The sequence below is a fragment of the Pseudomonadota bacterium genome, from assembly GCA_039714795.1.
Taxonomy (GTDB): domain Bacteria; phylum Pseudomonadota; class Alphaproteobacteria; order JAGOMX01; family JAGOMX01; genus JBDLIP01.
Genome location: JBDLIP010000019.1, coordinates 1 through 21,379 on the forward strand (window position 1 = coordinate 1; position 21,379 = coordinate 21,379).

At 44.6% G+C, this 21,379-nt stretch carries 18 protein-coding genes, 3 tRNA genes and 1 pseudogene; 14 read left to right on the plus strand and 8 right to left on the minus strand.

Annotation, left to right across the window (positions count from 1 at the left end; genetic code table 11):
- Positions 1-113: 113 nt before the first annotated feature.
- Both ABFQ95_02600 and ABFQ95_02605 read right to left on the minus strand, forming a co-directional pair.
- Positions 114-1,010, minus strand: a complete 897-nt coding sequence (locus ABFQ95_02600) for a hypothetical protein (protein ID MEN8236428.1) — start codon at positions 1,008-1,010, stop codon at positions 114-116.
- Positions 1,011-1,589: 579 nt separating this feature from the next.
- Entirely contained in the window at positions 1,590-2,930 is a 1,341-nt protein-coding gene (locus ABFQ95_02605) for an MFS transporter (protein MEN8236429.1), read from the minus strand.
- A gap of 261 nt (positions 2,931-3,191) precedes the next feature.
- Between ABFQ95_02605 and hemB the strand changes: the two genes are divergently transcribed.
- Together hemB and ABFQ95_02615 are read left to right on the plus strand one after the other, a co-directional pair.
- Positions 3,192-4,223: a porphobilinogen synthase gene (hemB, locus tag ABFQ95_02610; GenBank protein MEN8236430.1), complete on the plus strand. Its 1,032-nt coding sequence runs from the start codon at positions 3,192-3,194 to the stop codon at positions 4,221-4,223.
- Positions 4,223-4,495: a hypothetical protein gene (locus tag ABFQ95_02615; protein ID MEN8236431.1), complete on the plus strand. Its 273-nt coding sequence runs from the start codon at positions 4,223-4,225 to the stop codon at positions 4,493-4,495. Before hemB ends, ABFQ95_02615 begins: the two co-directional genes overlap by 1 nt.
- A 194-nt stretch (positions 4,496-4,689) precedes the next feature.
- On the opposite strand, the gene ABFQ95_02620 is transcribed toward ABFQ95_02615, so the two are convergent.
- On the minus strand, positions 4,690-6,033 hold the full coding sequence (locus ABFQ95_02620) for a S41 family peptidase (protein MEN8236432.1): 1,344 nt from the start codon (positions 6,031-6,033) through the stop codon (positions 4,690-4,692).
- A gap of 559 nt (positions 6,034-6,592) precedes the next feature.
- On the opposite strand from ABFQ95_02620, the gene tpiA reads away from it, so the two are divergent.
- On the plus strand, positions 6,593-7,348 hold the full coding sequence (tpiA, locus tag ABFQ95_02625; GenBank protein ID MEN8236433.1) for a triose-phosphate isomerase: 756 nt from the start codon (positions 6,593-6,595) through the stop codon (positions 7,346-7,348).
- A gap of 181 nt (positions 7,349-7,529) precedes the next feature.
- Here tpiA and ABFQ95_02630 read toward each other — a convergent pair whose 3' ends face one another.
- Entirely contained in the window at positions 7,530-8,690 is a 1,161-nt protein-coding gene (locus ABFQ95_02630) for a class I SAM-dependent methyltransferase (GenBank protein MEN8236434.1), read from the minus strand.
- A 270-nt stretch (positions 8,691-8,960) separates the two neighbouring features.
- On the opposite strand from ABFQ95_02630, the pseudogene secG reads away from it, so the two are divergent.
- From secG to ABFQ95_02665, 7 genes and pseudogenes are all read left to right on the plus strand, one after another.
- Positions 8,961-9,212 (plus strand): annotated as a pseudogene (gene secG, locus ABFQ95_02635) (preprotein translocase subunit SecG).
- Positions 9,213-9,398: 186 nt separating this feature from the next.
- A complete protein-coding gene (locus ABFQ95_02640) occupies positions 9,399-10,052 on the plus strand; it encodes a LysE family transporter (protein ID MEN8236435.1) in 654 nt (217 codons plus the stop codon).
- A gap of 174 nt (positions 10,053-10,226) precedes the next feature.
- Positions 10,227-10,301: transfer RNA gene (locus ABFQ95_02645), tRNA-Thr, on the plus strand.
- Between the two features lie 336 nt (positions 10,302-10,637).
- Positions 10,638-11,960, plus strand: coding sequence for an MFS transporter (locus ABFQ95_02650; protein ID MEN8236436.1), 1,323 nt, complete (start codon positions 10,638-10,640; stop codon positions 11,958-11,960).
- A 98-nt stretch (positions 11,961-12,058) separates the two neighbouring features.
- Positions 12,059-13,408: a bifunctional UDP-N-acetylglucosamine diphosphorylase/glucosamine-1-phosphate N-acetyltransferase GlmU gene (gene glmU / locus ABFQ95_02655; GenBank protein MEN8236437.1), complete on the plus strand. Its 1,350-nt coding sequence runs from the start codon at positions 12,059-12,061 to the stop codon at positions 13,406-13,408.
- A gap of 17 nt (positions 13,409-13,425) precedes the next feature.
- A complete protein-coding gene (gene glmS / locus ABFQ95_02660) occupies positions 13,426-15,249 on the plus strand; it encodes a glutamine--fructose-6-phosphate transaminase (isomerizing) (GenBank protein MEN8236438.1) in 1,824 nt (607 codons plus the stop codon).
- A gap of 33 nt (positions 15,250-15,282) precedes the next feature.
- Positions 15,283-15,606, plus strand: coding sequence for a L,D-transpeptidase family protein (locus ABFQ95_02665; GenBank protein ID MEN8236439.1), 324 nt, complete (start codon positions 15,283-15,285; stop codon positions 15,604-15,606).
- Between the two features lie 35 nt (positions 15,607-15,641).
- On the opposite strand, the gene ABFQ95_02670 is transcribed toward ABFQ95_02665, so the two are convergent.
- The 4 genes from ABFQ95_02670 to ABFQ95_02685 all read right to left on the minus strand — a co-directional run bounded on the left by ABFQ95_02670 (position 15,642) and on the right by ABFQ95_02685 (position 20,519).
- Entirely contained in the window at positions 15,642-16,007 is a 366-nt protein-coding gene (locus ABFQ95_02670; protein ID MEN8236440.1) for a hypothetical protein, read from the minus strand.
- A gap of 780 nt (positions 16,008-16,787) precedes the next feature.
- Positions 16,788-18,125: an AarF/ABC1/UbiB kinase family protein gene (locus ABFQ95_02675; GenBank protein ID MEN8236441.1), complete on the minus strand. Its 1,338-nt coding sequence runs from the start codon at positions 18,123-18,125 to the stop codon at positions 16,788-16,790.
- A gap of 9 nt (positions 18,126-18,134) precedes the next feature.
- The gene (gene pyk / locus ABFQ95_02680) at positions 18,135-19,580 is read right to left on the minus strand and encodes a pyruvate kinase (protein MEN8236442.1); all 1,446 of its coding nucleotides are present in this window, start codon (positions 19,578-19,580) and stop codon (positions 18,135-18,137) included.
- A gap of 6 nt (positions 19,581-19,586) precedes the next feature.
- Entirely contained in the window at positions 19,587-20,519 is a 933-nt protein-coding gene (locus ABFQ95_02685; protein MEN8236443.1) for a DMT family transporter, read from the minus strand.
- Positions 20,520-20,618: 99 nt separating this feature from the next.
- On the opposite strand from ABFQ95_02685, the gene ABFQ95_02690 reads away from it, so the two are divergent.
- From ABFQ95_02690 to ABFQ95_02705, 4 genes are all read left to right on the plus strand, one after another.
- Positions 20,619-20,909, plus strand: coding sequence for a DUF2312 domain-containing protein (locus ABFQ95_02690; GenBank protein MEN8236444.1), 291 nt, complete (start codon positions 20,619-20,621; stop codon positions 20,907-20,909).
- Positions 20,910-21,005: 96 nt separating this feature from the next.
- Positions 21,006-21,091: transfer RNA gene (locus ABFQ95_02695), tRNA-Tyr, on the plus strand.
- A gap of 44 nt (positions 21,092-21,135) precedes the next feature.
- Positions 21,136-21,209 (plus strand) — tRNA-Gly (locus tag ABFQ95_02700).
- Between the two features lie 73 nt (positions 21,210-21,282).
- Positions 21,283-21,379 (plus strand): GTP-binding protein (locus ABFQ95_02705; protein ID MEN8236445.1); only part of this gene is annotated, 97 nt, incomplete at its 3' end.

Genomic DNA, 21,379 nt, shown 5'->3' on the forward strand with positions numbered 1-21,379 from the left:
TGCTTTATTTACTTGTTGGAGGCTTGGAATTTTACCAGCTGAACCTACGCTGTTCGCCTACCTAAAATTCAGATTACCCACTCAAAACGCAAAAGAGCCTGTTTACACTATAATCACTTGAACAGCTCAAGGTCTTTTTCCTTATCCCAGTTTGCGTTACATTCTACTATGCCAACTTGTTGATCGTTTGCACTAACAAAACCTCGTGCACGGCCATAAGGCTTGCCACTCATTCGGTAAATATGTAATTCTTTTCTGGTATAATTAACAAATACGGTTTTTACAGTGGGGTTTTGATAATTTTCGGTGGGTACAAGGGGAATCCAGTGCGTACACACCATATCAGGCATCTTAAGGGTATCATAAGTACCACGGAGACCACGACCATTAACAATCGGTGCAGTTGTATAAATTCTAGCCGATCCCAAATAGTAACGGTAGTTGAATTTTTCATGCTTGAGTTTTTCATGCTTGAGTTTTTCGCTAGGGTAACGTGCTAACACCTCAAATAAATGTTGGTTTTTGTAATTTCGGGTTTCCTCTAACTTTAAAAGAGCTTCTACATTAAGGTTGGGAAGAGGGCTTGGAGATTGGCCATACCTAAAAAATGTTTTAGATTTAAACTTTGTAAATTGGCTATACAGGAGTATCTCTTGTAAATTAACTTGGCTGCCTAGTTTCATTGTCAATGCGGTGGTGCCAGTGCCGATTATTTTTCCCAAAAAGACATCGGTGCTGTTTTTCAATTCAATCACTAAATTACCAACATGAGTTGTTCCCATGAGGTTTATTTTACCAAAGAGAACCTTGGGCCTATCTGCATAAAATCTTGAATTTATGTCAGTTTCAAACCACTCTTGCACATGGAAGGTCCCGGAACCCAAATTAAGATCCCCACTTTTATGCTGAAAGTTGCTAACATGAAAATCTGTTGTTTTGCAAATTTTAGTATTAATAGTAGTGAGGTTTTTTGCTTTTATATTCAAGCAAGTAAGCTTTAAATTATTCAAAGCTATAGATCCTGGGGAGTTAATCTTAAGCGCTAAGTTTTGGTATTGTTTATTACCTTTAATGGTTAGCGCGTTGTCTTGGTCAAAACTTAAGGCTGCAAACTTTTGAAATTTAGATGGATTCACCAACCGCCCCGTAGCTAGATTTTTAATTTCTACCTTACGGGCAGGGGTGTTTACGACATCGATTTCATAATTAATGGCTTGACAGACACTGTTCGGGAGTAAGAAGCATAGGCTTACCAACAGTGTGATTATTTTGAATTTCATAGTACAGCCCCCATCTTTAGTAAGTGTGCGTTTGTGTAATATTATTTATAGATTTCATATCCCCAGTATTCAATATATATCATTGGACTAGTGTGTTAGTCAATAGTGTTGACTGACACTGTTGACTGATGTACATGAAGTTAACTTCCGATAAACCTTGCGTATTGCATATCCGGTCTCTAATTATTTTTTAATGTTGAGCTCAAAAGAAATTGGATCCCGGATCGTAAGCTTTTGTAGCCCTAGCCCAGAGGGGCTTGAGCTGCAAAGAGCAACGTTCGGACAGCGTCCGTTAACAATGACTACCGATCACTGATGATCAAGGCTCTTAGCCCTGCTGTGCCAGGTCAGGGCAAAGAAAAAGGCTCCAGCAATAGCGCTAAAAATAAAGAATAAGAAACTGCCACTCCAGCCCCAGTGGGGCATAATCAAGCCGATGCCAATACCACTGAGACCTGCGCCAAGATAGCCGAAGGTTCCCGTAAGTCCAGTTGCCATACCAGCAGCCTTTTTGGAGGCAAAATCAGCCGCAGCCACGCCTACCATAACTTGCGGACCATATACCAAAAAACCTATGGCAAAAAGTATTAGAGCATCTATTGAGGCATATCCTGCAGGTAGGATCCAAAGACAAAACAGAGCAACGATAAGGCCAAGCATATAGATAAAGCCAACGGGGCCGCGACGTCCATGGAATAAGCGATCTGAAACAAAGCCGGCACAGACACCACCTCCAAGTCCAGCCAGCTCAAACGCTGCAGCCTGCCATCCAGACATAATAATGCTGCTGCCCCTTTCCTGTAAGAACCAGGGAGCCCAGGTAAAGACCCCCATGCGCACCAGGTAAAGGAACATATTGGCAATGCATACATACCAGAGTAGCTTATTTTCCAACACGCGACGTATTAGCTCACGTTGAGGCAGATCATCTTCTTCAGTGGCTTTTGGGGTGGGTAAGCCCTTGTAGACTTCAACTGGTGGAAACCCAAGGGATCTAGGGGTGTCGCGTAAACGATTGAATAGAAAAAGGCTCATGATCGTTGCAATGATTGCGGGAATATAAAAGACAGCTTGCCAACTAATCCACTGGATAACGTAACCGGAAAAAATAAAAATCAGGGCGCCACCAATTTGGTGCGAACAATTCCAAAAGCCCCACTTGGTTCCCAACTCTTTGGGAGCAAACCAGTGGGTGAGCAAGCGGGCAATAGGAGGCCAGGCCATTGATTGAAAGCAAGCATTAATAGTCCAGAAAAAACCGAAAAATATAAGACTACTGCCGAGTCCCATAAAGTAATTGACGGTAGCCGACCCTACTAAACCAGCAGTCATGAAATAGCGGGCATTAGAGCGATCACTAAAATAGCCGTTGACAAATTTACCTATGCCATATGTCCAGTAGAAAATTGATACAATGATTCCTAGTTGAAAAGTGGTATAGCCAAACTCATTCTCAAGGGTAGGCATGGCCATGGCAAAATTGCCGCGGACGAGATAAAAGGTGGCGTACCCAAAGATTGTGGTGTACATGATACGCCAGCGCCAATAATGGTACTTACTGCGGGTTGCATCGCACATGGTCTCATCGCGCGGGGCATCATCAGGAATGTAATTAGGTTGCTGTAGTACGCGAGCAGCTGAATTCTGCATTGTTTCACCATCAAGCTATTTAACCAATGCCTGACCCTATCAGAAAATGATTCAGTTGCAAATGTTTTTCAAGATGTTAGGTTGGGAAGAGATGCAGTCAAAAGTGTGTGCTTAGTATCACCACCACTTTTTTTATTGAAGTGCTTGAAGAAAAATAATTGGATCCTGAGTCGCAAAGCTTTTCCAGCCCATTCTTTTTCAAAGATGGGCTGGAAAATCAGCGTTCAGGATGACGCCACGGAAATTGAGGATTATATCATCATGACAAATGTTGCCCCATCAACTTTAACCATCAATTCACCCGGAAACTTCCCACAAGTGCGTTTGCGGCGCAATCGTCAGCACAAATGGTTGCGGCGCCTGGTTGCTGAAACGACATTAAGTATTGATGATCTGATTCAACCGGTTTTTGTTTGTGGGCAAAGCGATCCACGTGAAATCCCTTCAATGCCCGGCATTAAACGTCACAGTGTTACTGAGCTTGTTGAATACGCAGCAACAATTGAGCAGAAAAGAATACCAGCGATCGCTTTGTTTCCGTTCTATGGGCCGGCGCAACGCCTGGAGAACGTTATTGAGCTACTGCGAGCTGAAAATTTACTCTGTCAGGCAATCCAGCAAGTAAAGCATGCAGCGCCAGAGTTGGGCATCATTGTCGATGTGGCGTTGGACCCTTACACTACACATGGACAAGATGGTATTGTCCGCGATGGGCAAGTCATCAACGATGAAACTGTTGAATTGATCTCACAATATGCCGTTTTATTAGCTCAAATGGGTGCTGATATTATTGCTCCTTCTGAGATGATGGACGGACGTGTGGGTGCGATTCGCCAAACGCTAGACGGTGCTCGGCACCAAGACGTTGGAATTATGTCGTATGCTGCTAAGTACTCCAGTGCGTTCTATGGACCATTTCGTGATGCCGTGGGGTCCAAAACTTGTCTAGGTCAGGCCGATAAGCATACCTATCAAATGGATCCAGCCAATACCAACGAGGCTTTGCGTGAGGTTGCGCTTGATTTAGCTGAGGGCGCTGATAGTGTGATGGTGAAACCGGGGATGCCGTATTTGGATATCGTGCATCGGGTTAAGACTGAGTTTGGGGTGCCAACTTTTGTCTACAACGTCAGTGGTGAATACGCGATGCTAAAAACCGCTGCCAAAGAGGGCTGGCTGGATTATGATGCTTGCGTTTTGGAAATGCTGCTGGCATTTAAACGTGCTGGAGCTGACGGAATTTTGACTTACGCTGCCAGTGATGCAGCAGATTTATTGAGGAAGCAAGGCTGATGCGGTTAAGATTTTTGTTTTTGGGTATTTTTGTGGCGTGCATGTTATCTGGCTGTGTCGCTCAGACGTTTTTAGGTGATGAGGATGAGGATCAGGCAGATCTTGAGTTGCCAGAGGAATTTCCAATCCTTCACGATGTGCCCGAGCGACCCGCACCAGAGAATATGAATTTGGTGGCGTTTGACCTTAAGTTGGCAGACGAAAGCAATTTGACCAACCTTGAGTATAACAGGGACCTGCGTGAGAAATTAGGGTTAGAAGTGGAGCAATAACTTGTGTGAGCGTGCAGATAGTTGTACGTATACTCGCGCCCCGGTCATAAATTGCGCTTTTGGACACCCTCTGTAGCCGTCATCTCGGACTTGATCCGGGGCAGGATCCATTTCCAACCCAATCATTTTCAACTAATTTAGTTTTATCTGTATACTCTCGTGAAATCAAAACCTTGTCTCTAACTAGATCTCAATTACCCTGTCCGTTGATAAAATCGAATTCCTCTAAGGACATCAATCGTTCGCAGCAGTTGGTAATCCACTGGTTTTTTTCGCTTGGACTTATCTACCGTTTGGGAATCAAGTTTGGAAGCTTCGGCTGAATCTCCATTTTTAGCAGGCTTTTTAATTTTTTTGCCATTAACATCCATGGGAGTGACGGCACGACCAAAGTCGGATTCGCGAATGCGAGCACTTTCATCCAGCAGTTTAACATCAACTGCTTGCTTAATTGTGATGTCAGGTTTAATTCCACTTTTTTGGATAGAGCGACCTTTGGGTGTAAAGTAAAGAGCTGTTGTCAGTTTCAAGGCACCTCCATTGACCAGCGGGATCACCGATTGAACTGAGCCTTTGCCAAACGAGGATGTGCCCAGTACGATTCCTCGTCTATGATCTTGCAGCGCGCCAGCTACAATTTCAGAGGCAGAGGCTGACCCTGCATTAATCAAAACCGCTACTGGAATGCCCCTTGCCATTTCTCCTGGTCGGGATTGGATGGTGTGGGTGCGGCCCTTTTGTCTGGCCTTAATTGTTACAACTGGTTTATTGTCAAGAAACAGGTTGGATACAGAAACAGCTTGATCTAAGAGCCCTCCAGCATTATTTCGCACATCAAGGACGATGCCTTCAAGTTTGGGGCCCAATTTGTCTTTGAATTCTTCAATAGCTGCCAACACTTCTTTGGTGGTCACCTCATTAAAGGTGACAATACGAATGTAGCCAATGTTCTTTTCAATGCGTGGTTTGACCGGATCAATTTGGATGATGGCTCGTTTGATGTTAACAGTAAAGTCAGGCCTACTGGTTCTGCGAATGGTTAGCTCAACACTTGTGCCTACATCTCCCTTTAATAGGTCCACCGCTTGAATCAGCGAGAGCCCAAAGACAGGTTGCTTTTCAATGCGGATGATTAGATCGCCTGGCAGTAGTCCAGCTTTATCTGCCGGTGTATCATCTAAGGGGGAGATGATTTCAACCAATCCATCTTTCATCGTGACTTCAATGCCAAGGCCACCAAATTTACCCTCGGTTTGTCCCTTAAGCTGGGCATATTTATCTGGATTAAGGTAGCCAGAATGTGGATCAAGCGCACTTAGCATACCGTTTAGAGCGCCTTCCAACAACTCATTGTTGTCTGTGGGTTCAACGTAAGTGTCCAACACATGCTTGGCAACACTGGCATAAAATACCGCTGACTGACGCAGGCTTATGTCCTCTTTGGGAGGTGTCTTTGTTTTTGCAGCAAATACATTGTTTCCTGTCAGGGCAAAACCTAGTAACAGGCTTATGCAAGCGCATATTTTTATTTTCTTCATCTATGACCGTCGTTAACCGTTCTCTTTAGATATAAAGTTTAGCGGATTTATAACAGGATACCAAGATGAGAATGTCGCTTTGATGAGTTGTTAAAAAAATATACTCGTCCCGGGCATAAATTGCGCTTTTGGATATCCTTTTCAGTCGTCATGCCGGCTCATCACACTCCATTTTCCAGTCCACAGTCCCTTAGGGACTAGGAAAAATAGTCTGTCCTGGACTTGATCCGGGAGGTGGCCGGCTGTACAACTTCAGGATTCAATCCTGAAATTGTACAAGATATACTCTCGTGAGAGACGGCATTAAAGTTATCAACTAGCGGCAGCTTGAGAGCATAGGAGAGATATACTGAAGCTGAATCAAACTGTTGGTTTTCTGGTGCACTCAAAGTGCTCATTTACCTAAGTAAACTGCGCGCTTTTCGTTACCATAAAACTCAACATTTTGATTCAGCACGGGTATATTAAGTTTAGATGTCACTTTTGGGTGTGGTTCAATTTTTCTTCATTTTAACTTAGGTTTCATGGCATAATCACCCAAAATCAAGAGGGACCTTACATGAGACCAAACCCACTCATCATCGGAAATTGGAAGATGCATGGCTCGACAAGCCAAGCACGGGAGCTGGCTGAGTATTTTCGAGGCCAAGTGCTCAAACAGGAACTCAAAGCAGAAGTTGTGCTGTGTCCAGCTTTTCCTTACCTTACATTGGTTGCTCACTATCTTGTAGGGACTACACTAAAATTGGGCGGGCAAGATTGTCACACTCAAGTTGAAGGAGCGTATACGGGCGATGTAAGTGCAGCCATGCTCAGTGATTTGGGGTGTGCTTATGTGATTTGCGGTCACTCAGAACGACGCAGTCAACATCAAGAATCTGATGTGATCGTCAAAGCCAAAGCAGAGGCTGCACACAAAGCTGGATTGATTTCTGTGATTTGCATTGGGGAGAATCAACACCAAAGAGACAAAGGGCGCACTCTAGAAGTTCTGTATGAACAAGTCAAAGGATCATTGCCGGCAACGGCTACATCTAAAAATACCGTGTTTGCTTATGAACCACTTTGGGCAATCGGTACGGGAACTGCTGCCAGAGCCCAAGATGTGAATGTGGTTTTTAAATTTTTGCAGCAGCAAATAAAACAGCAAATTCCAGAAGATGCCCTCATTCGGCTGCTCTATGGCGGTTCGGTGACGCCCGACAACGTCAATGAATTTTTGCAAATGAACATTGTCAATGGGGTACTGGTTGGAGGAGTGAGTCTTAAAGCACAAGATTTTTGGGCTTTGGTGACGCATTCTTTTGCATGCTGACTTCCAGCAATGTGTTCACCAATGATATACGCCGTCAGCAACCGCGACGGAATTATTATCACTCAGTTACTATACTCTCGTGAAATCAAAACCTCTAGTTTAATGATAGCGAGAAGCGCGCAGTTTACAATTGTAAATGAGCACTTCGAGAGTATCAGGAAACAGAGGTTTTGATTTCACTTCAGTATACTCTAAAAAATGGTATATCAGACTGATAAACAATTTTCTTTCCATGATGGAGATCTTTTAGGTTTTGTTCGTGATCAGTTGCAATGGTTTTCCATTTGTCGCAGGCAGCTCCAATATCAAAGTTGGGGATTTTTTCAAAAACATAACCAACAAAAGGATGAATGGGCGCTATGAGTTCTATCTCTTCAGTTGTTTTAGAATTCTCACCTTCGATAGACATTGAAAATTCTCTCTTTTTTAACATGTTAAATCCATAATCTTTTGCAAGCTTTTCGAATACGCTTGGGTGTATCGCATTGTAATTGCTCTCATCTGAGGTTGCAAAAATTGTGGCCCCTCCCGGTAAAGCAACCCCCCTCGAGAGAATAGTGGTAAATTCATTGGGGTTATAATTCGAAAATTTAATGCCATTTTCTAAATTATAAGATCCAAGGGAATATAAAAGAGAACTCTTGATGATAGAGCTCATTACTGGATCAGTAAGTAACATGTTAATTAATTTATCTGCCGTACTAAGAATTCTGGAAAGCTTTTCCATATTCTTTAGAGAACTTTTAACAGTTTCTATTTGGCTTTTGGGATATCCAAGCATATGCGTCTGAAAGATAACGTACGCCATTCCGTTGGATTTTAAGGCAGCTTGCATTTCTTCAACATGTTGCACTACATCTAATGGACTGAGATGCTGGGCCAAGTTAAAAGATGTCACTATATCAAATCCTTCTTGATATTCTGGCCATCCATTATAGTTTGCGCTCTTAAGTCTATCGCGAAGCTTATTGCACGATCCAATGTCAAAATGGAAATTCTCTACGCTTTTGCATTTTGGGAATAAATTACCCAGGTTTTGAGGACAAAGCTCGTTCAGATACAATTCAGTATTATGTCCTCTGCTTGCGTTATAAAGTTTTACAGGAAGACGACCATTTCCACACCCTAGTGATAGTATTTTGAGTGGTTTGTTTTGTGATTCCGCACTGACATATTCGAATAAATCAGGTTCTATATGGTCATAGCCATTATAGCAAGTTCCCCTATTATTCTTTGTGGGCTCGGATGGAGGGTTATATTTTATTGGACAAAATTCTGAGGCATGTAGACTGAGCGAAAATATTGTAAGTAGTATATTTGTATATAAATAGATTTTTAGCATTATTAAACTCCATTTTAAATTGAGAACCAATTCTGAGCATCTGAGTTGATACACCCACATGAGAAATGCACCATATGCTCTCACTATCGGGCAATTTTTTCAATCGTCAAAAAAACTACAGTCACTTTCGAATGCTACATGCCGATTGTAAAAGCCAATAATTTGATACGGCTTCAGTACACGCTAGCATTTTCTTGTAAATAGGGTTAGAATCACTTCGAAATTTGTGTTTGCCAACTCCACGGAGTTGAGGAAAGGATAAAGGAAATTATGACGACGGTTTTACTATTGATTCACTTTTTCATTGCAGCTGCACTTGTAGGGGTGATATTAATCCAACGCAGTGAAGGAGGAGCCCTTGGTGGTCTCGGTGGGGGCACCATGGGAGGAATGATGACTGCCCGTGGGAGTGCTAGCCTGCTGACCCGTATAACGACGGTTTTAGCTGGGTCTTTCTTTGGCATGTGTTTACTGTTGGGGGTGATGTTTCGCTCAGGCGGTGAACCACAGTCAATCATAGATATAAATGATGACGATCAGCCGGAGCAGGTAGAGACTATTGAGACGCCATCAACAGAAAGTAGTCAAAGCGCTCCTGCCGATAATCTCGCTGAATAGTATGATTTCTTTACTGTAAACACTTGCAGTATGTTTCCTTAGTTATTATATTATTAATAAGGAAGTTAATAATGCAGGGAGAAGTAACAGTTGTTTGATTGGTTTGACTATACGTTTTTTTCAGGATTTTTATTTTTTGTGGTATTACCCTATGTGGTGTGCATCATAAGTCCGGGTCCGGATTTTGCCATGATTGCTCGCAATAGCTTGATGCATTCCAGGCGGATAGGAGTTTTTACTGCCTTTGGTACCAGCGTCAGCTTGGCCATTCATGCTAGTTACACTCTTGTGGGGATCGCGCTTTTAATTAACGACTCGGTTTGGGGGCTTAGAATCATCCAAGCATTGGGAGCTATATATCTTTGTTATATCGGTTGGCAGTCGTTTCGGGTTGCAACGCCCGTGATTGATGCAAAGGGTGTGGACAAATCTGAACAGGGTTTGAGTTCATTTGCAGCGTTCCGTCAGGGCTTTTTGACTGACTTGCTAAATCCAATGGCCGTGATTTTCTTTCTGTCGATCTTTTCAATGGTGGTTACAGATGAAACTCCTCATTTGGCAAAGGTGTTGTATGGGGCAGTCATTTTTATTCTCGGGTTTTTGTGGTTTGGATTGGTGGCCATCGGTTTTTCCCACCCTAAAGTACAAGAGTTGTTTGCGCGAATGGGGCATTGGCTCGGAAGAATTACGGGCGGTATTTTGTTTTCATTGGGAGTCAAATTGGCTTTTATGGTTGCTCCTTAGATGACCTTATTACGACCATTCAGCGCTTGACTGCCGTCATGTCGGTCAAAGCAAGCTGGGAGGACAAGCTGAATAGCAAGTTGAACAGTTATAGTCCAGGTTAATACAATTTGTCTGCTTGTCTCCAACCCAAAATACCGTTATAACAATTTGTGTATCCCCGGATATATCCATGCCGTCGTAGCTCAGGGGTAGAGCACACCCTTGGTAAGGGTGAGGTCGAGAGTTCAATTCTCTCCGGCGGCACCATTTCAGAAGTCAGAGATCAGAGATCAGATGTCAGATGTCAGATGTCAGATGTCAGAAAGGCAGTACCGCGCTGAAACGCTACGCAGATATTCTGAATTAACTGGCATCTGAACTCTGACATCTGACATCTGACATCTGACATCTGACATCTGACATCTGATCTCTGAATTAACTTTTCCTTAACCAAATCGCGTATATACTTCCATAGTTTGACTTTTTAGGGGGCTCACCCTATATGTTTGTTGAAGAGAAAATATCTTTTAAAAAAGGGGTTGCAATTCCTAGGATTTCAAGGTATTACGCTCGTAGGCAGACACTTCAGAGTTGTGGTGAGTTATGGCGAAGTTGAAAAACGGTCTCAGATTGATTCCAGCAGGTGTGTGGGGCGTCAGTGTAGCCAATTTGTTGGTTTCGGTATCCACCAGTATGATGTTCAGTATATCTCCGTTTTATCTGACAGAGGTTTTAGGGCTGAGTGTGCTTTCTGTAGGATTTATCGAAGGCTTTGCTGAAATGCTTTCCCAATTGTGTAAGCTCGGCTCCGGTGTTTCTGGAGACTTTTTTAAACGTAAAAAACCGACCTTAATGGTCGGTTTTCTTTTAGCTACTATCTCCAAACCAATTTTTATCCTTGCAGGCGGTCCTGGGTTAGTTGTTTTTTCCAAACTAATGGAACGGGTGAGCAACGGAATCATTGCCACACCCAGAGATGCCTACATTGCGGATGTGACCTCGAAAAAAGATCGAGGTACGTGTTTTGGGATTATGATGACCTTTAAAACGCTGGGATGCACAATTGGATCTTGGGGTATTGCTGGGTTGTCGCTCTGGACTAAAGACTACCGAATGCTCCTGTGGTTTGGGTTCCTGCCTTGCCTTTTGGCTGTTTACAGCGTGTACCAATGGGTAACAGAGCCCAAAGAATCTCAACCAAAAACTCCTGAAGAACTCGCCAAAGCTGCGGCTAAGGCGGAACGCAAGAAAATTCACTTCAAAGATTTCGCGCAATTATCATTTAAATACTGGAGTCTAATTGCCGTTGCAATTTTATTTATGTGTGCGCGCTTTACCGATGGATTTTTGGGGATGAGGCTCAAGGAGATTGGCATGCCAGAATGGGTATGTTATTCTACCGTTGGCACATTCAATTTGATTTCCGCATTTTGCTGCTTGCCGATTGGCTGGCTTTCTGATCGTATCAACCGTTGCACCATGTTGTACTTTTCCTTCATTACGTTGGCGCTGTCGAATTTATGCTTTATTTTTGCTGGTGATTGGCTATTGGCAATGTTGGGAGTGCTATTTTGGGGCGCTCAACGAGGTACATCGCAGATTCTGTTTACTGCTATCATTTCTGATGAGGCTCCTAAAAAGATTCGTGGTACAGCCATTGGTTTGTATTACATTGGAACAGCAGGTGCAGCTGTGATTGCTGGGGCGTTAGCTGGTTGGGCTTCAAAAGATGCGGTTCAGGGTGCTTTTGTCTTTGGGTTGGCTGCCTCGATGTTGGCCTGTCTGGCTTTGTGTTTGCGGCAGTTTCTTCTCAAGTTACGCAGTGCAATTCACTGGATTCCAGCTTTTTCCACTATACGATTCTTGTCAGCACGACGGGTTAATGCACCGATTGGAATGGATGAGGCTTATAAAAAAGCGAGCTGAACTGGCTTTTGGTTGTAATGTTTCGTCATAATTTGGCCGTAGAACGAATGCCTCTCTTATGCAAATATACCTCGTGGTGATCGGTAGAAGTTAGGTATATGCAATTGCGAACAATCATTTTAGCAGCAGGGCAGGGGGCTCGGATGCAGTCGAGCTTGCCAAAAGTATGTCATGCCCTTGGGGGCCGGCCCTTACTGCATTATGTGTTGGATGTATCATTCCAAATGGATCCAGAGACTTTGTCTGTGGTGATTTCCCCAAATACTCCTGACGTTGAACAAGTGATTGATGAATTTTCTGCAACTTGTGGCTGCAAGATTTACACAAGTTTGCAGCAAGAACAACATGGCACAGGTCATGCGTTAATGGCAGCGTATGAGCATTGGAAAAAAGCTACAGGTCCGGTGTTGGTGCTGTTTGGCGATACACCGCTGCTGACGCAAGCAACTTTAGAAAAAATGCTCAATGCTTATCAGCAAGATCCAAATCCTGCTGTTGTAGTCTTGGGTATGCAGTGTACAACTCCTAACAGTTATGGCCGAATTGAATTAGATGCGCAAGGAGATGTTGCAGCAATTGTGGAATACCAAGATGCAACCCCCGAGCAACGCAACAATCCTTTGGGTAACTCAGGTGTGATGCTGATTGATGGAGCCAAGCTGCAAGGCCTGATGGATCAGCTGACGTGCGACAATGCGCAACAAGAATATTACTTGACGGATCTGGTGCTTTTAGCGCGCGCTCAGGGTGAGCGGGTTATGTGGGTTGAAGGGTGTGAGACGGAGCTGCAGGGCGTCAATACCCGAATTGATCTCAGCCAAGCTGAAGCGGTTTTACAAAAGCGTTGGCGTGAGCAAGCAATGCTTGCAGGGGCGACCTTGATTGATCCACACAGCGTCTATTTTAGTTTTGATACAAAGCTGGGCCAAGATGTAACGGTTTTTCCAAATGTTAGTTTTGGGCCTGGGGTCAGGGTTGATGATCATGCAATCATTCGCCCCTTTTGTCGAATTGAACAAGCACATATTCAAGAGGGAGCTGTGGTTGGTCCATTTGTGCATTTGCGGCCCGGTAGTGTGATAGGATCAGAAAGTCGAATCGGTAATTTTGTTGAGATCAAGCAATCTGAGATTGGCAAGGGAGCCAAGGTCAGTCATCTGAGTTATATTGGTGATACGGATCTGGGTGAGGGGGCCAATGTGGGGGCTGGGACGATTACCTGCAATTATGATGGGTTTGCCAAGCACCGGACGAAAATTGGTAGCCGAGCGTTCATTGGATCTAATAGTTGTTTGATTGCTCCTGTTGAAATTGGTGATCAGGCAATTGTCGGGGCTGGCAGTGTAGTGACGCGTGCTGTTCCGCAAGAGGCTCTAGCACATAGTCGAGTTCCGCAGCAAAATTTGGAGTCAGGAGCGGTCAAGTATCGCCGTAAAAGAAGTTCTTAAAGCGAGGTACAAACACAATGTGTGGAATAATTGGTATTGTTGGTAGAGAGGCGGTTGCACCACGCTTGCTGGAAGGACTGCAACAGCTTGAGTATCGTGGGTATGATTCGGCTGGATTATCTACCTTGGTTGATGGGCGGATTGAACGTCGTCGGACCAAAGGAAAGCTGGTTAACTTAAAAAATGTTGTTGGCAATAACCCATTACCAGGTGTCTTGGGAATCGGACATACCCGCTGGGCTACCCATGGGGTACCTAATGAGACCAATGCCCACCCCCACTGTAATGACAATGTATCGTTAGTGCACAACGGTATCATTGAAAATCATGATGAAATTCGCCAAGAATTAATTGCCCTGGGATATACCTTTGTTAGTGATACTGACACGGAGGTTTTGGTGCACCTGATTGACTCTTATTTGCAAAAAAGTTCATCTCCGCAGCAGGCCGTGCAACAGACTTTGCAAAAAGTTGAAGGTGCCTATGCGCTGGCAATTTTGTTTGGTGGGTATAATGATTTGTTGATTGGAGCACGTCGAGGCAGTCCTTTGGCTGTTGGTTATGGAGAAGGTGAGATGTATCTGGGCTCAGATCAGTTAGCTCTGATGCCTTTAACCCAACGTGTCAGTTATTTAGAAGAAGGAGATCTGGCAGTCCTTACCTCTGAGTCAGTGCAGATTTTTGATGCCACTGGTCAGCTCGTTGAACGTCCGGTTCATGAAAAAGCGTCTGAAAATATTGTGCTTTCCAAGGGAAATTTCCAGCATTTCATGCTCAAGGAAATCCATGAGCAACCTGAAGTGATTCGGCAAACACTTGCGTCCCTATTGAATGAAGAGCACGATGCGATTGCGCTACCTGACTTGCCCTTTGCTATCAAATCGGTTCCCAAGATTACTCTGATTGCCTGTGGTACGGCTTATTATGCCTGTATGGTAGCCAAATATTGGTTTGAAGAAATGGCCCAGATACCCGTTGAAGTGGATTTGGCTTCAGAGTTTCGCTACCGCAAACCACCATTGCAAGAAGGTGGTCTGGCGATCTTTATCTCTCAATCTGGCGAAACCGCAGATACCCTGGCGGCGCATCACTATGCCAAAAAAGGCGGACAACACACTCTTGCCGTTGTCAATGTGGCTGAGAGCTCTTTGGCTCGAGCAGTAGATGTTGTGCTTCAGACATTGGCCGGGCCTGAAATTGGGGTTGCCTCAACTAAGGCATTCACCACCCAGTTGTCAGTGCTTGCGTGTCTAGCATTGGCTTGGGGGGTAGAACGAGGAACGATTACCAAAGCAGAAGAAAAACGTTTATGTGCAGTCTTAGCGCAACTTCCTGAAGCTGTTCGCAGAGCTTTAAAGGTGGAAGAGGCCATCCAACAGAGTGCTTTGAGTCTGTCACGTGCGCGTGACGTTTTATATTTAGGGCGTGGCACCAGCTATCCGCTAGCCCTCGAAGGCGCTTTGAAATTAAAAGAGATTTCCTACATCCATGCTGAAGGCTATGCGGCCGGAGAGATGAAACATGGTCCCATTGCCTTGATTGACGATCAAGTGCCCGTGATCGTCATTGCTCCCCATGATCGTTTTTTCGACAAGACTCTTTCAAATCTGAAAGAGGTGATTGCACGCGATGGGCCAGTTACATTGATCACGGATCAAGAGGGATGCGCTAAAGTTACTGACACTCAGGTGACACCAATTGTGCTTGAAGACGCTGATCCCTATATTACACCGATTGTGTACGCTGTGCCTATTCAATTGTTGGCTTATCATACAGCGCTGCGTAAGGGTACGGATATCGATCAGCCAAGGAATTTGGCAAAATCGGTTACTGTTGAGTGATATTATTTATTTTCTAATTAAGGTTTTGTTTGAATGCGGTATTTTCACAGATTTATATTTTTGGTTTTCATAGCACAGGTAGGATTCAGCTTTGTTTTTAGTTTTTCAGCGATGTCAGTTGCTCCCCAAGCTACAAAAATTTTGATCAAGAAAAAGGACCGACAACTTTGTCTGATGCGGGGTGAAAAAATTCTTAAAACCTATAAGATTGCCCTTGGCTTTAACCCGAAAGGCCATAAAACCCAAGAAGGAGACGGTAAAACCCCTGAGGGTACTTACAAAGGTAACTATTCAGCTTATACCGGCCGTCAAGCGTGGTTAGCGGATTTTGCCCAGCTTGGCTTTTGCCAAGCCTGAATGCAAAATCCTCCCTTATGCAAAACTCAGGCTGACTATTTCACAAATTCCTGTTCTAATTCTGTGACACGGGGCTCACCTAAACGCCGGATATGACCATAAGATGGGGTGATGACAATTTCGATAACTCCATAATGCACATAATCCAGTTGGCCTTCAACAAAAACACCATCTCTTTTTTTCAGGTGCAGATCAATATACTCTCTGGCCATGAAGTCCGTGACAACAACCGTGTGACGCCGGTGTAGGATGCAGTTGTTCCCGATAGGTTCTTCGGAAAAATCCCGGGTGGTCACTCTGAGAATGGTCTGGGCGTGGGTTGTTTTATCTCCTAAAGTATAGGGATGATCATCGAGGTAGCCAACGAGGGTTACGCGGTTGATTGAATTTGTTGCTTGCATGGTAAGGTCCTTTCCATTTTACGTCGCTTAGATTGAAAAAAAGCCTCGGAGCATCCCCAACTCCGAGGCACACAAGCACGACAACCCACCACTTTCAAAAAGGATAGGGGGAACCCTTTTTGCAGCGCCACCCACCATCCTGTAGGCACATCAATAACCCACAAGCCCCGAAAATAGGGGGGATCTTGCATAAAGTGATGGTGTCTGAGGTAGGGATGAGGTAGAGTGGCGTAAGCCATTTGTTGATCTCCTTTAGTGATCACATTTGGTCAGCGGTGATTTGAGTGATGGGTTCACTCTGTCGCCGCGCTCATTTTTGAGGTTACTCTGGTTGGATGGTAAAAGCAACCTCTAATTTGAAATAAAATCTGGGATGGATAAAAGCACTTCTTATCCAAAACTCAGGTTACTTAAATTCAAATTCAAATTCAACTTCAACTTCAACTTTAATTCAGGTCTAACGGGTCGTCATGCCGGAAGCCATTTTTCCCCAGCTCTCCAAGAGCTGGATTGGAAAAATGAGTGGGCCGGTATCCAATTATTCTTTAATGTTGAGGCCAAAAAAAAAGACCGAGCAAAAGCTCGGTCAAGTTTTTTAACAGGGAGGCTTCATGTCTGGGAGACATAGGCTTTAAGATAAACTTAAAGCCTCCGGGACCGAAGTCCCGCCGACCAAGCCTTGCGCTTGGATAATTTATATATAGTCTCTTGAGTCAAAAAAGAGAAGCATTATTTTGACATTTTATACATGTCTTTTAAGCATGGCATGTATCGTAGTGTTTAAGCGGATAGTTCGACTTGCCGTAGAATTTTTTGCTGTTTGCGGGCCATTGCATCTTTATCAAAACCACGAATTAGCCCATGAAATTCTTGATACCAGTTAATTTCGGCTTTGAGGTGTAAAAACACAGATCCTAAACCAATGGCGGCACGATCCATGAAGACAAATTCGGCAGGCGGACTGACACCGCCTATTTCTCTAAGAGCCGCATGAACTTTGCCAGCCACCTCGCGGCCATAAATGCCGCTTTGGTTTTCGTCAATGGGGCGGATGCGGTCTTCCAAAATGGGTCCGTAGAGAAATTTAGCCCAGCCATTTAAAACCTCGATTAATTCCTTGGAAATGTTGTCAAATCCCCAGCTTTCGTAGGCATGGATTGCACGTTCTTGATCATTGTTTTGCAAAGCAAAGTAAAGGTCAATGACGCCCTGAACCAGCGTAGACGGGAACACTCGGATGCAACCAAAATCCAGTAAATTGACAGAGTTATTTTCAGGGATGGTGTAATTGCCCAGATGTGGATCGCCATGGATGATGCCATAGTTATAAAAGGGTACATACCAGGCTCGAAACATATTGCGCGCAATTTGATTGCGCGCGTCCAAGGAACGCTGTTTGGCTTGCATCAAAGGTTCGCCTGCAAGCCACGTCATAGATAACAGTCGTTTTGTCGACAGCTCCGGGATCACGTTTGGAACGTGAATTGTGGGTTCATCTTGTAACATTGTTTGGTAGAGCTGGATGTGTTTTGCTTCCAAGTTATAATCTAGCTCCTCTCGAATTCGGGCGGCAATTTCGGGATAGATATAACTGGTGCGAACGGCTTTGTCATAAGTTTCATAAAGTTTCAGCAGTATTTTCAATTGTTTTAGATCAGCCTCTACAACAGCGGACATATTGGGATATTGGAGCTTACAGGCAAGGGTGTGATTTTGTAAATCTTGCGCCTTGTGTACCTGACCTAAGGAGGCAGCAGCAGCAGCTGTGTGCTCAAAAAAGGCAAATTTTGTTTGCCAATCGGGGCCGAGTTCTGCTTTCATTCGGCGATTGACAAAAGGCCAGCCCATTGATGGGGCTTGAGATTGCAGGTGGGCAAGTTCTTTTGCGTATTCTTCGGGCAGAGCATCTGGAATAGTTGAAAGCAGCTGCGCGATTTTCATAATCGGTCCTTTGAGATCGCCAAGAGCTGTCTTTAAGGCCAGTGCATGCGCTGGGCGATCCAGCGAGGTCCCTACATAATGTCCAGCAAGTTGAGTCACCAGGTAGGTCAGTTTAGTGGAAACCTTGGCATAGCGTTTGAGGCGCTGAGAAAATGAGTCGGATTCTTGTTCAGACATCTATCTGCGCTACTCCAAGTTTTCAATTTTTAAAATACGTACCATGTTGGTTGTGCCAGAGGTAAAGACAGGAGATTTATCACCAAAGTGCGCAACGCCTGCGGTGAGCACCACTGAATCACCGATATGAGCCATTTTTTTCTGCAATATGAGATGTGTTGCTGCGTCGGCAATTTGTGTAAAGCCTGCAACGTTATTAATCACAAAAGAGCGTACTCCCCACGCTAGACAGAGCTGCCTTGCCGTTTGCACGCAAGACGTGAGCGCCAAAATCGGAACCTCTGGCCGTTCCCTAGAAGCCCGCAAACTAGTTGATCCTTCTTTTGTGAAGGTAACAATGGCTTTTGCGCCAATGGTGCGTGAAACTTGGTTAGCGGCCATGGTGATTGCGTCGGAATCTGTTGATTCAGGTGGGACTCGGTCGGCATTTAGACACTGTTGATAAAGAGGGTCTTGCTCTACTTGATGAATGATTTTCTCCATCGTTGCAACGGCTTCGATGGGGTGCGCTCCATAGGCGGATTCAGCCGACAGCATGACGGCATCCACGCCTTCAAAAACAGCAGTTGCAATATCCGACGTTTCAGCTCGAGTTGGTGTGGGATGAGTGATCATAGATTCCAGCATTTGTGTGGCGACCACAACGGGTTTGCCGGCTGTACGGCAGGCCCTAATAATTCGTTTTTGGATGCCAGGCACCAGTTCTAGCTCAACTTCAACACCCAAATCACCACGTGCCACCATGACAGCATCAGAAAGGTCAATAATGGCATCTAGGTTGTCGAGTGCTACGGGCTTTTCAATTTTAGAGAGCACTTGGGCGCGGTTGCCGATGATCTGCCGGGCTTGCAGAACGTCATCAGGGGTTTGCACAAAAGAAAGGGCGACGATATCAACGCCCATTTCCAGACTAAACTTCAGATCTTGCCGGTCTTTTTCAGTTAGTGCAGGAATGGGAAGAGAGAGGCGAGGGATGTTGACTCCTTTGCAATCAGATAGAGTGCCTCCTGTAAGCACAGTGGTTTCGACACGATCCTTATGGCAGCGAGTGATTTGCAGTCTGATTTTTCCATCATTTAACAAAAGAAAATTCTCTGGCGCAAGGGATGGAAACACTTTTGGGTGCGGAAAACAAACCCTTGTTTTAGAACCTGGTGCTGCATTTGAATCGAGATAAAAGCTTTGCCCAGTTTCAAGTTCAATTTCTTTATCAGCAAAGGTTCCAATTCTCAGTTTGGGACCCTGCAAATCGGCCATGATGGCGATGGGGTAGCCCACTTTTTGTTCTAGTGTGCGGATGATTTCAAACCGTTTTTTGTGATCATCGTGAGTGCCGTGTGAAAGATTCAGGCGAAAAAGGTTTGCCCCCTTTTCTAAGAGACGTTCAATTTTTTCAAGTGAAGAACTTGCAGGTCCAATGGTTGCTATAATTTTTGTGTTTCGTGGCCTAAGCATTGGGGTTTACTCTTTTAAACTCTGATCGTGTTTGCGTTCATCTTGTCTGGCTATAATAATGCCTGAGATGACAATCACCACCCCTAAAATTTGCCACAGACTCATTTCTTCACCAAAGATGACGCGTGCACTTATTGCAGAAACAGCTGGAGAAATCAGCATAGTGATGGCCACGAGGCCTGCTGTAAGGTGCCCCATAGAGTAAGCTAACAGACCTTGAGATCCAACCTGAACGATGAGTGCCAGGCCAAAAATGGCGATCCAGTCGTAGGTAGTTAAAAATTTCCAAGAGTCAGCAAAAAAGATGGTAAACAAAAGTAAAAATGGAATCATCCATAAGCTGGTCCCAAGGATAATGGTTGGGGCGTTAAAACGCAGACGTAATTGCTTAACGGCAAGGATGTAGCCGGTAAATGCAAGAGCTGAAAAGGTTGCAAGAGCATCCCCTAGGACGTTTTTGTATCCAATTGAAAAACTTTCCCCTGTAAGGATAGCAGCGCCAACAAAAACCCACATGATAGCAAGCATAAAGATGAATCTGGGACGTTCTTTGAAAAGAGCCCACAGGGCAAGGGGCACAAAAAAGGGGGTGAGATTGTTCAGCAATGCAGCATTGATGATTTCTGTCATGCGAATGGATAGGTGCCAAGTTCCCAGATCAATGGCAAAAGAAAGCCCTGCTATAGCGAGAAGGAGATGATCTTTAGGTGCAAAAGTGGGTTTTTTGAAAGGGCTTTGAGTTTCCTCAGTTGTTTTCCAAATCCAGATGAACGGGAGCGCAAATAACATTCTGTACAACCCCAAAGCATTAGGGCCAATATCTGTCATACGTACAAAGATTGGTGAGAGTCCCATCAAAGATGAGCCCAAAATTGCCAGAATAAAGGGCCAAGATGGTTGATATCCTCTAAGAAGCGCCGATGTCATGCGTTTCGTCATGTGGTACGATTCCTTTAAATTTTTCCTGCCTCATGCAGTAGAAATAATGTTAGTATGATTTTCGGTTAGTTTCCATCAAGTAAAGGAGTTTTCTGGAAAATGTCGCATTCATCGATTGATTCGTCAACTGCAAAACATCTGCGTCAGTTTATTGAGCGTATCGAGCGGTTGGAAGAGGAAAAAGCAGCCATTGCTCAAGACATAAGAGATGTGTTTGCTGAGGCCAAAATGCAGGGGTTTGATGTAAAGGTTATGCGTCAAGTCATGAAACTTCGAAAAATGAAGAATGACGAACGCCAAGAGCTAGAACATCTGTTGGCTGTTTATTTGCATGCCATTGAGGTTGGCGCCGCCACCCATGAGGTGGACGAGGGAAAGGAAGCGGCTTAGCAGTTTTTTGCTGGCCGATTTTTTTTCACGATTTGGCAATTGGCAATTGCTTTCCCATTGGTTAATCGCCTAATATATGGTAGAACTTAGTTTGCTGGAGGGATGGCCGAGCGGTCAAAGGCAGCAGACTGTAAATCTGCCGACGTACGTCTACGCAGGTTCGAATCCTGCTCCCTCCACCACTTTGCATGTGTTCATGTGAGTGGTGTGGCGCTGGTAACTGTATGCGGGTGTAGCTCAATGGTAGAGCCCCAGCCTTCCAAGCTGGTCACGTGGGTTCGATTCCCATCACCCGCTCCAAAGTTTTTATTGCCGCGCTCAGCTGGTAGAATTTGAGTTGGTGATTGGATGGAAGGTAAAGGAGAAAGAACCAATGGCAAGAGGTAAATTTGAAAGGACCAAGCCCCACGCAAATGTGGGCACAATTGGTCACGTTGACCACGGTAAGACGACGCTTACGGCTGCGATTA